Below are 15,893 nucleotides of genomic sequence, written 5' to 3' on the forward strand. Positions count from 1 at the left end.
GGGCCCCGGAGTCACGCGGGCAGGAGGCAAATACAGTTGCCACATGAGCTTTTCCGAACTCAACCTCTTCCCGCTCTGCCTGGGCGGCAACGTCTTCGGCTGGACCGCCGGCCGCGAGGACTCCTTCGCCGTTCTGGACGCCTACGCCGAGGCTGGCGGTAACTTCGTCGACACCGCCGACGTGTACTCCGCGTGGGCCCCCGGGCACAGCGGCGGGGAGTCGGAGACCATCATCGGCGAGTGGCTCGACGCCCGCGGCAACCGCGACCGGATCGTGCTGGCCACCAAGGTCGGCATGCTGGGCAGCCGTCGCGGCCTGTCGGCGAAGAACATCCGCCTGGCCGTCGAGGACTCCCTGCGCAGGCTGCGGACCGATTACATCGACCTGTACTGGGCGCACATCGACGACGCCGACACCCCGCTGGAGGAGACGCTCGGCACGTTCGGCGAGCTGATCGGCGAGGGCAAGATCCGCAACATCGGCGCCTCCAACTACGGTCCCGAGCGGCTGGCCGAGGCCCTGGACGTCTCCGAGCGCGAGGGGCTGCCCCGCTACGGGGTGCTGCAGCAGCACTACAACCTGGTGGAGCGCGACTACGAAGGGGCGCTGCGCGACGTGGTGGCGGCCCGGGGGCTGACCAGCACGCCGTACCTCGGCCTGGCCCGCGGCTTCCTGACCGGCAAGTACCGGCCCGGGGTCGAGGTGGACAGCCCCCGCGCCGACTCCGCCGCCCGCTACCTGGAGGAGGAGCGGGGCCGCCGGGTGCTCGCCGCGCTGGACGAGGTGGCCGCCGCCCACGACGCCGTCCCGGCCACCGTCGCGCTCGCCTGGCTGGCCGCCCAGCCCACGGTGGCCGCGCCCATCGCCAGCGCCCGCAACGTCGAGCAGCTCAGGCCGCTGCTGGCCGTCGCCGAGCTGGAGCTGACCGACGACGACCTGAAGCTGCTGGACGAGGCGTCCCGCTGACGGTGCGGGGGTCCCGCGGTGTCCTCTCCGGACGCCGCGAGACCCCCGCCGGTGCCGCGGGACCCGCCGGGCCCCGCGGCGCGGTCAGTGCTGGGCGGCCTTCTCCGCGCCGACGCCGGTGAGCGAGCGGACCTCGATCTCGGCGTACTTGGCGGCGTTGTGCTCCTTGCTGAGCACGGTCCCGAGGTAGCCGAACAGGAAGCCCAGCGGGATCGAGACCAGGCCGGGGTTGCTGAGCGGGAACCAGGAGAAGTCCGCGCCCGGGATCAGCGAGGTCTCCGCGCCCGACACGACCGGCGAGAAGATCACCAGCAGCAGCGCGGAGGCCAGGCCGCCGTAGATGGCCCAGACGGCGCCGGAGGTGTTGAACCGGCGCCAGAACAGGCTGTAGAGGATCGCCGGCAGGTTGCCCGAGGCGGCGACCGCGAAGGCCAGCGCCACCAGGAACGCCACGTTCTGCTTCTGGGCGAGGATGCCCAGGCCGATGGCGACCGCGCCGATGACGAAGGCGGCGATCCGGGCGACCGCGATCTCCTCCCGGTCGGTGGTCTGGCCGCGCTTGAAGACGTGGGCGTACAGGTCGTGGGCGAAGCTGGAGGAGGAGGCCAGCGTCAGCCCGGCGACGACCGCCAGGATCGTGGCGAAGGCGACCGCGGCGATCACCGCCAGCAGGATCGTGCCGCCCACCTCGCCGAAGACGGCCCGGCCGATCGCCTCGGCGAGCATCGGCGCGGCGGTGTTGCCGGCCTTGTCCTGCGCGGCGATGGCCTTGCCGCCGACCAGCGCCGCCGCGCCGAAGCCCAGCACGAGGGTCAGCAGATAGAACACGCCGATGATGCCGATGCCCCACAGCACCGACTTGCGGGCCTCCTTGGCGGTGGGGACGGTGTAGAAGCGGATCAGGATGTGCGGCAGGCCCGCGGTGCCCAGCACCAGCGCCAGGCCCAGGCTGATCAGGTCGAGCTTGCCGGCCAGGCCCTGCGCCTCGGTGCCGTACTTGCCGCCCGGGTTGAGGAACGCCTCACCCTTGCCGCTCTGCGCGGCGGCGTCGCCGAGCAGCCCGGAGAGGTTGAACCCGTACTTGCCGAGCACCAGCAGGGTGATCAGGGTCGCGCCGCCCATGAGCAGCACGGCCTTGACGATCTGCACCCAGGTGGTGCCCTTCATGCCGCCGACGACCACGTAGACGATCATCAGCAGGCCCACGGCGACGATGGTGAGCGCCTTGCCCGCCGGGGAGGTGACGCCGAGCAGCAGGCCGACCAGCGCGCCCGCGCCGACCATCTGGGCCAGCAGGTAGAAGATCGACACCACGATGGTGGAGACGCCCGCCGCGGTGCGCACCGGGCGCGGGCTCATCCGGAAGGCCAGCACGTCGGCCATGGTGAACTTGCCGGAGTTGCGCATCAGCTCGGCGACCAGCAGCAGCGCCACCAGCCAGGCGACCAGGAAGCCGATCGAGTACAGGAAGCCGTCGTAGCCCGACAGCGCGATGGTCCCAGCGATGCCCAGGAAGCTCGCGGCCGACATGTAGTCGCCGCCGATCGCCAGGCCGTTCTGCGCGCCGCTGAAGGACCGGTTGCCGGCGTAGAAGCCCGCGGCGTCCTTGGTGCTGCGGCTGGCCCGGAAGGTGATGCCCAGGGTGATGGCGACGAAGAGCAGGAACAGGATCGTGGACAGCGTCTGGTGGCTCATTCGGTCCCGCCCTTCACGTCGGTCCTGCCCTCGGCCTCGTGGCGGATCTCGTCGGCCAGCGGGTCGAGCCTCCGGGCGGCGTGCCGGGAGTAGGCCCAGGCGATGAGGAACGTCGAGACGAACTGCAGCAGGCCGAAGATCAGCGCCACGTTGATGTTGCCGAGGACCTTCGTGCCCATGAAACCGCGAGCCCAGGCCGACAACACGACGTACAGCAGGTACCACACCAGGAACACCGCGGTCATCGGGAACACCCACGCCCGGAAGCGCCGCTTCAGCTCCTGGAACCGCTCCTCACTCTGGATCTGTTCATATAGAGATGAATCATGTTGTCTGGTGGTCACCGGACCTCCCACGCATGTGATCTGGGTCACCGACAACGTAGGAGGAGGGGTTCTCCGGCGAGGAGACCCGGCGGCGGACTCGTCGCCCAGCCGCCGCCGGACGGCGTTCAACCGGCCACGGCCCGCGGTGAACGGCCCGATCCCTGCGCCGAACGGTACGCCGTACCCGGCCCGGTCCGGCCTCCGCCCCTCCCGGGGACCCGGTCAGGCGGCGCTCGGGCGCCCGGCCGGGGACCTCATGGACCGGGCCCGCAGGGCGTGCGCCCCGGCCAGGCACACCGTCACCCCCACCACGCCCAGCAGGACGCGGTGGTCGAAGAGCGACACCAGCACCGCCCCCGCCGCCAGGGACGCCAGCTGGACGACGCCCGCGACCGCGTCGAAGGCGGCCGAGACCCTCCCGACCAGGTGCCCGGGGCTGCGCCGCTGCGTCAGCGTCGCCTCGGCCACCCCCGCCAGCGTCAGCCCGGCTCCCCCCGCCGCCATCGCGGCGAGCACGACCGCCCCGGCCGGCACCGTCCACAGCAGCACGGCCACGCCGTACAGGGCGATGCCGGCGCCGATCGCGAACAGCTCGCCGCAGCGGGCGATCACCGTCGCCGCGCCCAGACCGCCGATGATCGCACCGACGCCCATCGCGGTGGAGGTGACCGCGGTGAACTCCGGCGGCCGGCCCAGGCCGTGCTCGATCACCGCGAAGATCAGCGACTCGGTGGCGCCCGCGACCGCGAACATCATGCAGAACGCCGTCACGGTACGGCGCAGCAGCGGATCACCGGCCAGGTGCCGGGCGCCGGCCAGGAACTCGTCCCGCGGGCGGCCCCGCGGCGCGACCGGCACCGGCGGCGGCGCGGGCAGCAGCGCGAAGGCCGCGGCGGCCACCACGAAGGTGGCCACGTCGAACAGCACCACCGCACCGATGCCCCAGGCCGCGTAGACGGCCATGCCGAACAGCGGCCCGACCAGGCGCAGCCCCTGCCGGGCGGTCTGCAGCGCGCCGTTGGCCCCGGCGAGCGACTCCGCCGGCAGGATGGCCTTCAGCAGCCCGCCGAGCGCCCCGGACGTCGCGGCGTACGACAGCCCCATGGCGGCCGAGACCGGGTAGACCAGCCAGAAGGTGCCGGGCCCGGTCACCGCGGCGAGCGGGGTGATCGCCACGGCCGCCAGCAGGCAGGTCGCGACCAGGAACCTCCTGCGGTCCACCCGGTCGATCACATAGCCGATCAGCGGCGACAAGCACAGCGGAACGGTGAAGAAGAACAGGGTCAGCCCGGCGGCGCCGTCGGAGCCGGTGAGCTTCTTCGCCAGGACCGCCGGGATCAGCAGCAGCGACGCGTCCCCCAGCAGGCTGGTGACCATCGCGAGGTAGACGATCCGGAACCGCCGGTCGCGCAGGGCCGCGCGCATCACCGCTGACCGGCGAGCCGCCGCGCGGCCCGTCCCGTCGGCAGCACCGGAACGGCGCTGTGCACCATCGCGAACGTGTCCAGACCGGGAACGATCACGGTGAGCACCGGGCAACGGACGCGCCCGGGATTCCAGCGGAAGGCGTAGGCGGCGAATCCCGCGGCCTCCATCCGCCCGAGGACCGCGGCGATCCGGCCCGCCACGCCCCGCCGCCGTTCGGACCGCTCGTCCATACGCTCCCGCTCCGTCAGATGGTCATCCGCCGTCCGGTCCGCCCGGTCCGCCCGGTCCTCCGTACCCGCCCGCCGTTCCTCCCCGCCCGGCCAGGGGCCGGGCACCAGGCGCGGGCCCAGCGGCCCGGGATCGAGCCGCGCGCACCGCTCCAGCAGCGGCCAGCGCCGCAGGCTCTCCAGCCTGCGCGCCAGGGTCAGGTCCACCCCGAGCGACATGTTGAACGACGACTGGACCACCTCGCTCAGCGCGCGTTCCACCGCGTACTCCGGGTCGAGCGAGGCCCCCGAGCCGATCACCCCGGGGTACGGCCCGGCCCGGGAGGGGATCGCGCAGTAGGCGGGGATGCCCAGGTCGGAAGTCATGTCGATGACCAGCGGCGGCGCCCCGAGGCGCGTCCGCGCCTCGGCGTGCAGGCGGCGCAGGTCACCCGGCAGCCCGCCCGGGTCGATGACCCGGATCGGCGCGGCCCCGTCGAGGTACCAGTCGAGCAGGGCGTGCGACAGGGCGTCCCGCTCGACGACCTCCAGCAGCCCGTGCAGGACGGCTTCGGCCTCGGTCACCCCGGCGGCGGTGCCGCTGTCGTAGGCGTACCGCAGGTAGGACTCGTAGCGCAGGTCGTCACCGGGGACGGGATGGCTGCGGCAGGACGGCGACCGGGCGAAGGCCGGATACCAGATCGCCCGGCGCCCCGGAGAAGGACCTCCCTCGGGGGACGACGCGGCCCCGGCCCGCCCGGGGCCGGCGACCAGCCCGGACGTCCGCGGAGACTCCCCCGAAGGCTCCCCCAGCGGCTCGGCCCGTAGACAGGCCACGGCGACACCGGGATGGTCGCGGGCGAGGCGGTGGAGCATCTCCTCACCGCGCAGCTCCGGCTGGGCCACCACGGCCTCCACCGGCAGCACCCGCACCCGGCCGGTGTCCCGGGCGAGCGCGGCCTGTCCCCGATCGTGTTCGAGGTGCTGCCAGGCCTCGAACAACGCGCTCACCCTGCTCTGCCCGCCGGCCCCCTTGCCCAGGGACGCCGTCACGACCTTCCCCGACCGGTCACGGACGGTGCAGCGGTGGACGGGGAACTCCGGCGAGCCGGCGGAGACGAACTCCGCCGACAGGCCGGAGCCGGCGAACATCTCCTCGATGACGGACAACGCCTCCGTCAGGCCGGTCTCACGCTCCCGCTGGGCGCGTGCCACCGGCCGTCAGCGGGCGCCGGTGAGCACGCCGGGCGCGAACCGCACGGAGAAGAACTCATCGAGAAGAAGCGTCTCGGCGGGGCTGAAGGAGAAGGACGCCTCAAGCTGGAAGCCGTCCTCCCCGGTGAGGCACCGGCCGTTGGAGTTGCTGTTGCCCATCGCACGCTCCCCACCTCGAAACGGACCTTTTCCGATCATTCCTTCACACGTCATGATCCGCGTCAAGGGCCGCCGGGACACCGGCCGCCCCTGTCCGGATCAGGGGGAACGGGGCCGCCAGTCGCCCCGGTCCAGGTTGAGGGTCTCGGGGGTGTGCAGGCGCACCATCGTGCGCGCCACCCCCGGCGGGATGCGACCCGGCGTCAGCAGCGAGACCACGATCATCACCCCGAAGGCCACCGGCACCGTCCACGCCGCGGGCTGCGCCAGCAACGCCCCGGCCAGCCCCGTGTGCGGGCCGCCGCCGATCGTCAGCAGCACCGCACCGCCGGCCAGCCCACCGCCCGCCAGCAACCCGGCCATCGCCCCGGCCGAGGTCAGCCGCCGCCACCAGATGCCCAGCACCAGCAGCGGGCAGAAGGAGGAGGCCGCAACCGCGAACGCCAGCCCCACCACGTCGGCCACCGGCAGCGTGCGCGCCCACGTCGCCAGGCCCAGCGGCACCGCCACCGCCACCACCGCCGCCGCGCGGAACGAGCGGACCCCGCCCCTGAGGATGTCCTGGCCGATCACCCCCGCCACCGACACCGTCAGCCCCGAGGAGGTCGACAGGAACGCCGCGAACGCCCCCGCCGTGACCAGCGCCCCCAGCAGGTCGCCCACCACTCCCCCGATCACCCGGCCGGGCAGCGCCAGCACCACCGTGTCACCGCCCGCCAGCTCCGGGACGTAGATCCGGCCCAGCGCGCCGTAGACCGCCGGCAGCAGGTAGAACACCCCCAGCAGGGTCAGCACCACCAGCGTCGTACGGCGCGCCGCCCGCCCGTCGGGGTTGGTGTAGAACCGCACCAGCACGTGCGGCAGCCCCATCGTGCCCAGGAACGTCGCCAGGATCAGCGAGTACGTCGAGTACAGCCCGTACTCCTTGCCGCTGGCCAGCGGCAGCGCCCAGGTCGCCGCGTCACCCGCGCTCAGGCCCGGGGCGCCGTCCGCCCGCCAGGCCACCAGCAGGAACACCACCGGAACGGCCAGCGCGGTCAGCTTCAGCCAGTACTGGAACGCCTGCACGAAAGTGATCGACCGCATGCCGCCCGACACCACGTTGACCGCCACCACCACCGCCACCAGCGACCCGCCGATCCACTCCGGCGCGCCGGTGATGGCCCGCAGCACCAGGCCCGCGCTCTGGAACTGCGGCATCAGGTACAGCCACCCGATCAGCACCACCAGCACCCCGGCCAGCCGGCGCACCGCCATCGACTCCAGCCGCGCCTCCGCGAAGTCCGGCAGCGTGTAGGCCCCGGAACGGCGCAGCGGCGCCGAGACCAGCACCAGCAGCACCAGGTACCCGCCCGTCCACCCCACCGGCAGCCACAGCATGTCCGCGCCGTAGGTGAGGATCAGCCCGGCGACCCCCAGGAAACTCGCCGCCGACAGGTACTCCCCGCCGATGGCCGAGGCGTTCCACAGCGGCGAGACCGTCCGGGAGGCGACGTAGAAGTCCGAGGTGGTCCGCGACAGCCGCACGCCGAACGTCCCGATCAGCACCGCCGCCAGCATCACCAGGACCACGGCGGTCACACCGTACGCCGCGTTCACCGGCCGCCCGCCCGATCCGACCCGGACTCCGCGACCGGATCCGCGACCGGACCCGCCCCCGCATCCGGATCACGTCCGCCCGGCCGGTCCACCGGCCCGGCGGAACACCGCTCGTCACGCCCGCCCGGCCGGTCCACCAGCTCGGCGAAGTGCCGCTCGTTGCGTTCGGCCTGCCGCACGTACAGCCACGCCCCGGCCACGAACCCCGGGTAGACCAGCCCCGCCAGCAGCGCCCACGGCACCGGCACCCCGAGAAGACGCGCCGACCCCAGCTCCGGCACCAGCATGAACAGCAGCGGCAGCCCGCCGGCCACGCACCCCAGCACCGTGCAGACGAACAAGGCCAGCCGGAACTGCGTCCGCACCAGCGACCTCATGTAGACCTCGCCCAGCCGCGTCTGCTCGTCGATCTCCCGCGTCGCCGGATACCGCGGATGCCGGGCCGCGGTGGTCCGCGGGCTGGTCACCACCTCGCGCCGCGGCCGCGGCCGCTCCCCCTCCCTGCTCTCCCGGCCCTCCCGGCCCACCGCCCGGGTGAACCGCTCGGCCATCCGCCGCCGCGGCTCCGGCTCCTCCCGCGGCTCGGCCTCCCTGCCCTCCCTGCTCATTCGCCCCTGCCCCGGCGGGCCCGGCGCACCAGCAGGTCACGAAGCTCGCGGGTGTGCCGGCGGCTGACCGGGATCTCACTGCCTCCGACCCGCACCACGCACCGGCCCGAGTCGATGTGCAGCTCGTCGATGTGCTTGACCGCCACCAGATGACTGCGGTGCACCCGTACGAACCCCGCCGCCGACCAGCGCTCCTCCAGCGTGGCCAGCGAGATGCGCACCAGATGGCTGCCGGCGGCCGTGTGCAGCCGCGCGTAGTCGCCCTGCGCCTCCACGTAGCGCACTTCGGCGCTGGAGACGAACCGGGTGACGCCCCCCAGCTCCACCGGGATCGTCTCCGGCTCGGCCCGGCCCGCGCCGTCCCCGTCCGGCAGCTCCGCCGCCACGCACACCCGCCGGATCGCCTCCGCCAGCCGCTCCGGCCTGACCGGCTTCAGCAGGTAGTCCTCGGCCTTGATCTCGAAGGCGTCGACCGCGTGCTCCTCGTACGCCGTCACGAACACCACCCGCGGCGGGTTGGCGAACTGCGACAGCAGCCTGCCCAGCACCACCCCGTCCAGCCCCCGCATCCGGATGTCCAGGAACACCGCGTCCACCGGCCGCCCCTCGGCGATCGCCCGGTCCAGGACCCGCAACGCAGCCGCGCCGTCCCTGGCCAGGAAGACCTCACCGATCCGCGGGTCGTCCCGCAGCAGGTAGGCCAGATCCTCCAGGGCGGGAAGCTCGTCGTCCACCGCCAGCACGCGCAGGCCGGTCACGGTCACCTCTCGACGTCGTTCACATGCGAATCCCTAGAGGGTGATGAACCAGACATCAAGTGTCAACAGTCTCCGCCGGCCCTCCGAGGGGACCGCCCTCCGCCGCGCATCCGGCTCAGTTGGCCGACACTCCCGGGTGGTACTTGGGAACCCGCACGCTGACCTTGGTCCCGGCGCCCCTGCCGGTCTCCACGACCAGCCCGAACTCGTCACCGTAGACCTGACGCAGCCGCTCGTCCACGTTCGCCAGCCCCACCCCGCCGGCCCCGGAACGCATCTCGGTGTCCCCCGCCAGGATCCGGCGCAGCCGCTCCGGATCCATCCCGACCCCGTCGTCCTCCACGCTGATTCGGCACTCGGCGCCCGCGTCCTCCGCGATGATCGCGATGCACCCCGTCCCCGGCTTGCTCTCCAGGCCGTGCCGTACCGCGTTCTCCACCAGCGGCTGCAGGCACAGGAACGGCACCGCCACCGCCAGCACCTCCGGGGCGATCCGCAGGGTCACCTGGAGCTGGTCGCCGAACCGGGCCCGCTCCAGGGTGAGGTACCGGTCGATGGAGTGCAGTTCCTCGGCCAGCGTGGTGAACTCCCCGTGCCGCCGGAAGGAGTACCGGGTGAAGTCCGCGAAGTCCAGCAGCAGGTCCCGCGAGCGATCCGGATCGGACCGCACGAAGCTCGCGATGGTCGTCAGCGAGTTGTAGATGAAGTGCGGGGAGATCTGCGCCCGCAGCGCCCGCACCTCCGCCTCCATCAGCCGCGTCCTGGACCGGTCGAGCTCGGCCAGCTCCAGCTGGGAGTCCACCCAGCTCGCCACCTCGTGGGCCGCCCGGACCAGCCCCGCCGAGGCGTGCCCGCCGTAGGCCGCCAGCGACCCGACCACCCGGCCGTCGGTGGTGAGCGGCACCACCACGGCGAACCTGATCGGGCACTCGGGGATCTCGCACGAGACGACCTCCGGCCCCAGCACCCGGGTGCGGCCGCCCGCCAGGGTCCTGGCCGCGTGCCCGAACGCCTCCGGGGCGTGGTGGTCGCCCTCGCCGTCGTAGACCAGCAGCCGCTCCCCGTCGGTGATCGCCAGCGCCGGGGAGCCGAGCAGCTCGCGCAGGTGCCGGGACGCCTTCTGCGCCCCGGCCTCGGTCAGCCCGGCCCGCAGCGGCGGCGCGGCGAGCGAGGCGGTGTGCAGGGTCTCGAACGTGGCCCGCTCGGCCGGGCTGCTGCCCAGCTCCCGCCGGCCGCGCAGCACCCGCCACAGCACCAGCGCCGGGACGCCGACCAGGACCGCCACCACCAGCACCGCGACGAGGGGTTCCACCTGCCGGACCCTACCGCCGGGATCGTTGTACGGCCAGCGCTGCTTCACAACGTAGATCAATACGGTGCCACGGACGGCCGGCAGGTGCCCGGCGGCTCTTTACATCGTTGAATACAACGTTGTAGAAACGGCTGGACACGATCATCGGGGGCGAGGAACCGAGGAGAGACCCGTGCGCACCAGAACCGTCCGCCGCGCCCTCGCGGTCGCGGCCGGAGCCGCCTGCCTCCTGGCGGCGGCCCCCGCCCCGGCGCAGAGCACCGTCCATCCGCGGGGCGTCGCCCCGGCGCAGGGCGCCGTCCGGCAGCAGGGCACCGTCCCGACGCCGGCCGCCGCCCGGGACCGGGGCGCCGCCGACCCGGCCAGGACGCCGCGGGGCACGTACGCCAACCCGGTCAGCCGGGACTTCGCCGACACCTTCGCCGACCCCTCGGTCATCCGGGGCGACGACGGCTGGTGGTACGCCTACGGCACCAGCGACCCGCTGCGGGAGGGCGAGGGCACCCGCCATCTGCTGCCCGTCTCCCGCTCCCGCGACCTGGTCCGCTGGACCCACGTCGGTGACGCCTTCACCGAGGAGACCATGCCCTCCTGGGCCGACACCGCGGGCGGCGCGAGCCTGTGGGCGCCCGACATCCGCAAGGTGGGCCGCGAGTACCGGCTCTACTACGTGGTCACCCAGACCACCGTCACCGGCGAGCCGAACGACAACGCGATCGGCATGGCCACCGCGCCCACCCCGGCCGGCCCCTGGACCGACTCCGGCGCGCCGGTCGTCGGGCCCCGCAGGGGCTCCGGCGGCGAGGGCGACTTCAAGTGGACCTTCGACCCGGCCCTGGCCGTCGACACCGACGGCGCCCAGTACCTCGTCTACGGCTCCTACTACGGCGGCGTCTTCATCACCAGGCTCGACGCCACCGGCAGGCGCGCGGTGGGCGAGCCCACCATGATCGCCATCGACAACCGCTTCGAGGGCGGCTACCTGGTCCGCCACGACGGCTACTGGTACCTGTTCGCCTCCTCCGCCGACTGCTGCGCGGGCCCGACGACCGGCTACAGCGTCTACGCCGGCCGCTCCCGCGACATCACCGGCCCCTACCTCGACCGCCAGGGCGTGCCGCTGAACACCTCCAGGGCCGGTGGCACGATCGTCATCGCCCCCAACGGCAACCGCTGGGTCGGCACCGGGCACAACGCCGTCCTGACCGACGGCACGGGCCAGGACTGGCTGCTCTACCACGCCATCGACCGCTCCGACCCCTACCTCGACGAACCGTACGGCGTCAACGAGCGCCCCATGCTGATGGACCGGCTCGACTGGATCGACGGCTGGCCGACCGTGCGGGGCGGCCGCTGGGCCTCCGAGGACCCCCAGCCCGCGCCCGGCCGCCGGGACCCGCACCGCGGGCCCGCGCCGGACCCGGTCCCCGGCCCGGTGGACCGCGCCCGCAGCGACGACTTCGACGGTACGGCCCTGCGCCACGGCTGGTCGTGGGTCCGCTCCCCGCAGGGCGAGCTCCGCGACGGGGCGCTGCACTGGCCCACGCAGGCCGTCGAGCTCAACCGGGACGACAACACCGCCTCGGTGCTGCTGCGCGACGTGCCCCGGGGCGACTGGACGGCCGAGACCAGGCTGACCATCGACCTGGGGACCGACACCGTCCGCAACTACCAGCAGGCGGGCCTGATCGCCTACGCCGGGGACGACCTCTACACCAAGCTCGTCCACGCCGCGATCTGGAACACCCGCCAGACCGAGTTCGGCAAGGAGACGCCCTACGCCGGCCGGATCGCCTACGGCGGCACGATCGTCGGCCCGCCCGCCGAGACCACCTGGCTGCGCCTCGTCCACCGGGTGGACCCGCGCGACGGCGAGCACGAGCTGCGCGCGGCCACCAGCCGCGACGGGCGCGAGTGGGTCCACGGCGGCGTGTGGACGCTGCCGGCCGGGGCCGACGTGCGCGTCGGGCTCATCTCGATGGGAGGGGCCGGAGCCACCGCGCGGTTCGACTATTTCCGCCTCTACCGCCGCTGACCGCCCGCCGGGCTTCAGACGGACGGCCCCAGGGCCCGGCGGATGCGCTCGGCGTAGGACTCGGCCTCGTCGTCGCCGTCGTAGCGGACGCGGGGCCAGAAGAAGCCGCGCAGGCCGTCCTTGCGGTTGCGGGGGACGACGTGGACGTGCAGGTGCGGCACGCTCTGGCTGATCCGGTTGTTCATCGCCACGAACGTGCCGCCCGCCGCGAGGCCGCGCTCGACGGCGGCGGAGACGGCCCGAACCCGCTCGAAGAACGGGCCGACCAGCGGCGCCGGCAGCTCGGGGAGCGTCTCGACGTGGCGGGCGGGCACCACGAGGACGTGCCCCTTGAAGACCGGCCGCCGGTCCAGGAAGGCCGTGGCCACACCGTCGGAGAGCACCACCGGCGCCGGCTGCTCCCCCGCCGCGATGGCGCAGAACGCGCACGCCGTCTCCGCCGCGCCGGAAGCAGTCATCCCGGAGGTCTCCGCCATCGCCCCAGCATAGAAGGCGGCGATGGCGGAGACCTCCGTCAGGAGGCGACCTTCGTGGTGACCGTACGGCTGAAGCGGTAGTTGCAGAACTTCGCCCGCGCCTGGGCGCGGGTGTGCCGCCGCGCGTAGTCCTGCTCGTTGAGCCCGTCGAAGCTGTCGAAGCCGAGGGTCGCCCTGGCCTTCCCGTGACCCTTGGCCGCGAGGCGGGCGGAGAGCACGATCCTGCCCTGGTTGGGGATCCTGCCGCGGGTCTCGCACCAGACGCCGTCGGCGTGCCGTCCGCAGGGGAAGGTCGCCAGCCGTTTGCCCGCGGTGTCGAACAGCACCGCCTGTGAGGGCCCGCGGGCCCCCTTGGGGAAGGAGCCGCCCACCCAGTAGTAGCCCCAGTAGGGGGCGAAGGACGGCGTCCAGGTCGTGGAGTAGTCCAGGACGTAGGTGACCTCCCGACCGGGGGCGGCGCGGGAGGCGCCCCGGACGGTCAGGTCGAAGGCGATGAGCGCCTCCCGCTCGCACTTCCTGGCGCTGAGGCAGCCGGCGTCGGCGGACGACGCCGGGGACAGCGCGGTCACGACGAGGGCGAGTCCCGCGGCGATTCCGAGAGCACGGCGCATGTGACCTCCTGGGGGGTCCGGCCGGGAGGGCGGGGCCGTACGGTCCCGCCCTCCGACGGATATGCCTGCATCGGCACTGAGGACAACGGACACGGCTCCGGAACGGTTCAGCCGGCCCCGGATCCCGAAGGCGACGGACGCGGGCCCGAGGCGGTCCGGCCGGCTTCCGGGTCCTCCGTGCGCGCCCCGCGACCCCGTGGCGGCGGGCCGCGCCCCGGGTTTCCGGGCGGACGGAAGGGAGAGGGGGTCCGCCGTCCACCCGGAAGCGGCCAGACTACTCCCCGCCGATCGAGGCCGGTCGCCCCCCGTCCCCCGGCGGGACAGGGGGCTCGACCGGCCTGCTCACCACCTGCGTCGCCGCGCGACCATCCGCCGTACGGTCACCCTGCGGGTCCTGACCCGGTTCCGGCGCAGCGACCGGAACGCGAGCAGGGCCAGGGCCGCCGCCGCCGCGGCCGCCGCGGCGGCCGGCGTCCGGCCCGCGGTGTTCGTGAGCTGGACGGGCGCCCTCTCCTTCACGCGGCCGACCACCTCCGGCGCCGCGCCCCGCACCCGGCTCACCATCCGGTCGGCGCCCTGCCTGACGCGGGCCTTGACGTCGGTCTTGTGCACCAGGGCCTCCACGGTGTCGCCCAGCTGGCGGCGGGAGTTCTCGATGTCGCGGCGCACGGACTCCTTGGTGTCCTTGACCGCGCCCCTGCCGCCCCGCGCCGGGGCCCTGCCGTCGGTCATCGTCCCGCCGGGCGCGGTCATGCCGGCCGGTCCCGCGCCCGCCGTGCCCACGCCGCTCGCCGCCGTGCCGGTCCCGACCGCGCCGGACCGGCCTCCGGCGGCGTTCCCCCCGGTGGCGCCCCCCACGGTGGCGGACGGCCCGGCGGCCCCGGGCCCGGCGGCGCCGCCGGGCGCCGTCCCGGTGCGCTCGCCCGCCGAGGCGTCGGGAATCGGGAGGTACGGCGTCTTCGGCGGGATGTCCAGCGACTGTCTCTCGTCCGGCGGCACCGGCATGCCGACCGGTTCCCGGCGGGAGCCGGTGGTGCCGGCCTCCGGACGCTCCCGGCCGCCCCTGCCCGGATCGGTTTCGGTCATCGGTGCGCCCTCTCCCTCACCGTGTCGATGTCGTGCCTGACGCTCTCGATGGTGTGCCGCGGGGCCGGCGGGCCGGCCTCGGACACCTGATGCTTGCCCAGCAGGCCGAGGATCGCGGCCAGCACCAGCAGCACCACGCCTATGATCAGCGCGGACAGCCAGCCCGGCAGGACCAGTGCGAGGGCCAGGATCGCCGCGGCGACCAGGGCTCCGCCCCCGTACAGCGCCATGGCGCCCGCTCCACCGAACAACCCGGCGCCGAGCCCGGCGTGCCTGCCCTTCTCCGCCAGTTCGAGCTTGGCCAGGCGTAACTCGTCCCGGACCAGGCGTGAGACGTCCTGTGAGAGCTGACGGACCAGCTCCCCGGTGGACAGGGTCTCCTTCTGAGTGTCGGTCATGGCATGCCTCTCCTCCCTGCAGGAGAAGCGCCTACCCCCTCCTGCCATGGCAAACATCCCCGGCGGCGGCCGGTCGCGAGCCGCCGCGCGGCCTCGCGCCCGGCGCTCGCGGCGGTCGCGCCGTCACCGCGGGGAGGAGCGCGCCTGCGCCGGTGACGGCTCGTACGCCGCCGGGAAGGGAGCGGCGGACCGCCCCTCCCCACCCGTCCGCGCGTCCCGTGGACCGGGGCCGCGCGGATTCATGATCGATGTGACCGGCGTGAATACCGGTTCGATTCTGGCCATACCCACCTGCCGTTCGACGGCAACCGGTTACCCGCCGTCATTCGGCGGAGCGGCCCGGGACACGCCGGGCCCGAGGCGCGGCCGGTCCGGGCCCGCTCGACGGCCGCACCCGCCGCCGGCGGCGGACGTGGCGAGGGCGGTGAGGGCGGTGAGGGCGGCGCGGCCGGTCAGCCGGGCAGCGGGACGAGCATCCGGTGGGGGCGGCGCAGGGCCACGCTGACCGGGTCGTCGCGGAGGAGGTCGGCGCCGGGGCCGGGCCGTACCTCGGTCTCCTCCAGCGGGGGACGCCCGCCGCACGAGGGGCAGAGCCCGTGGGGGTCGATGCGGGCGCCGCAGGTGACGTGGTGGAAGACCCGGTAGGGGCCGGCCTTCGAGAGGTTCCGCTCGCCCCACTGGGCGAGCAGGTACACCGGGCCCCACAGCTCGCGGCCCATCTCGGTCAGGACGTACTCGTCGCGCGGGGGCGACTGCGAGTAGCGGACCCGCTCCAGCACCCCGGCGTCCACCAGCGTCTGGAGCCGCTGCGACAGGACGGCCCGCGGGATGCCGAGGTGGGCGAGGAAGTCGCCGTAGCGGCGCACGCCGTACAGCGCGTCGCGGACCACGAGCAGCGTCCAGCGCTCCCCGACGAGTTCCAGGGCACGCGCGAGGGTGCAGTCCTGCCCTTGGTAGTTCTTGCCGAGCGCCATGGCCCCATGCTAGTTCGCTCACCGAACCCACGCGCCGCAC

The 15,893-nt window shown here is 73.9% G+C and carries 16 protein-coding genes; 2 read left to right on the plus strand and 14 right to left on the minus strand.

What is annotated here, in order from left to right; translation table 11 throughout:
* The first annotated feature begins 43 nt into the window (after positions 1–43).
* A complete protein-coding gene (locus IEZ10_RS04025; protein WP_189245116.1) occupies positions 44–967 on the plus strand; it encodes an aldo/keto reductase in 924 nt (307 codons plus the stop codon).
* A gap of 84 nt (positions 968–1,051) precedes the next feature.
* Here the strand turns inward: IEZ10_RS04025 and IEZ10_RS04030 are convergent, their stop codons facing one another.
* The 9 genes from IEZ10_RS04030 to IEZ10_RS04070 all read right to left on the minus strand — a co-directional run bounded on the left by IEZ10_RS04030 (position 1,052) and on the right by IEZ10_RS04070 (position 10,273).
* Complete coding sequence (locus IEZ10_RS04030; RefSeq protein ID WP_189245117.1) at positions 1,052–2,662, minus strand: monocarboxylic acid transporter; 1,611 nt, start codon at positions 2,660–2,662, stop codon at positions 1,052–1,054.
* Positions 2,659–3,006: a DUF485 domain-containing protein gene (locus IEZ10_RS04035; protein WP_189245118.1), complete on the minus strand. Its 348-nt coding sequence runs from the start codon at positions 3,004–3,006 to the stop codon at positions 2,659–2,661. Before IEZ10_RS04035 ends, IEZ10_RS04030 begins: the two co-directional genes overlap by 4 nt.
* Positions 3,007–3,210: 204 nt before the next feature.
* A complete protein-coding gene (locus IEZ10_RS04040; protein WP_189245119.1) occupies positions 3,211–4,413 on the minus strand; it encodes an MFS transporter in 1,203 nt (400 codons plus the stop codon).
* Entirely contained in the window at positions 4,413–5,837 is a 1,425-nt protein-coding gene (locus tag IEZ10_RS04045; RefSeq protein WP_189245120.1) for a YcaO-like family protein, read from the minus strand. Before IEZ10_RS04045 ends, IEZ10_RS04040 begins: the two co-directional genes overlap by 1 nt.
* Before the next feature lie 6 nt (positions 5,838–5,843).
* Complete coding sequence (locus IEZ10_RS04050; RefSeq protein WP_179827456.1) at positions 5,844–5,996, minus strand: hypothetical protein; 153 nt, start codon at positions 5,994–5,996, stop codon at positions 5,844–5,846.
* A gap of 99 nt (positions 5,997–6,095) precedes the next feature.
* Positions 6,096–7,577, minus strand: a complete 1,482-nt coding sequence (locus IEZ10_RS04055) for a sodium/solute symporter (RefSeq protein WP_444545398.1) — start codon at positions 7,575–7,577, stop codon at positions 6,096–6,098.
* A 14-nt stretch (positions 7,578–7,591) separates the two neighbouring features.
* Entirely contained in the window at positions 7,592–8,203 is a 612-nt protein-coding gene (locus IEZ10_RS04060) for a DUF485 domain-containing protein (RefSeq protein WP_229810938.1), read from the minus strand.
* A complete protein-coding gene (locus IEZ10_RS04065) occupies positions 8,200–8,961 on the minus strand; it encodes a LytR/AlgR family response regulator transcription factor (protein WP_189245671.1) in 762 nt (253 codons plus the stop codon). The genes IEZ10_RS04060 and IEZ10_RS04065 overlap by 4 nt, the downstream gene beginning before the upstream one ends.
* Before the next feature lie 115 nt (positions 8,962–9,076).
* On the minus strand, positions 9,077–10,273 hold the full coding sequence (locus tag IEZ10_RS04070; protein ID WP_189245122.1) for a sensor histidine kinase: 1,197 nt from the start codon (positions 10,271–10,273) through the stop codon (positions 9,077–9,079).
* Between the two features lie 172 nt (positions 10,274–10,445).
* Between IEZ10_RS04070 and IEZ10_RS04075 the strand changes: the two genes are divergently transcribed.
* Complete coding sequence (locus tag IEZ10_RS04075) at positions 10,446–12,308, plus strand: glycoside hydrolase family 43 protein (protein WP_229810939.1); 1,863 nt, start codon at positions 10,446–10,448, stop codon at positions 12,306–12,308.
* A gap of 14 nt (positions 12,309–12,322) precedes the next feature.
* Here the strand turns inward: IEZ10_RS04075 and IEZ10_RS04080 are convergent, their stop codons facing one another.
* From IEZ10_RS04080 to IEZ10_RS04100, 5 genes are all read right to left on the minus strand, one after another.
* Positions 12,323–12,784, minus strand: a complete 462-nt coding sequence (locus IEZ10_RS04080; RefSeq protein WP_229810940.1) for an HIT family protein — start codon at positions 12,782–12,784, stop codon at positions 12,323–12,325.
* Between the two features lie 38 nt (positions 12,785–12,822).
* Positions 12,823–13,395 carry a hypothetical protein gene (locus IEZ10_RS04085; RefSeq protein ID WP_189245123.1) on the minus strand — a complete coding sequence of 191 codons (573 nt, stop codon included), beginning with the start codon at positions 13,393–13,395 and terminating at the stop codon, positions 12,823–12,825.
* Positions 13,396–13,737: 342 nt separating this feature from the next.
* Positions 13,738–14,481 carry a DUF3618 domain-containing protein gene (locus IEZ10_RS04090; RefSeq protein WP_189245124.1) on the minus strand — a complete coding sequence of 248 codons (744 nt, stop codon included), beginning with the start codon at positions 14,479–14,481 and terminating at the stop codon, positions 13,738–13,740.
* On the minus strand, positions 14,478–14,879 hold the full coding sequence (locus IEZ10_RS04095; protein WP_189245125.1) for a phage holin family protein: 402 nt from the start codon (positions 14,877–14,879) through the stop codon (positions 14,478–14,480). The genes IEZ10_RS04090 and IEZ10_RS04095 overlap by 4 nt, the downstream gene beginning before the upstream one ends.
* A 452-nt stretch (positions 14,880–15,331) precedes the next feature.
* A complete protein-coding gene (locus tag IEZ10_RS04100) occupies positions 15,332–15,853 on the minus strand; it encodes a winged helix-turn-helix transcriptional regulator (RefSeq protein WP_189245126.1) in 522 nt (173 codons plus the stop codon).
* Positions 15,854–15,893: the final 40 nt, after the last annotated feature.

This window comes from Streptosporangium pseudovulgare (genome assembly GCF_014648055.1).
Taxonomy (GTDB): Bacteria; Actinomycetota; Actinomycetes; order Streptosporangiales; family Streptosporangiaceae; genus Streptosporangium; species Streptosporangium pseudovulgare.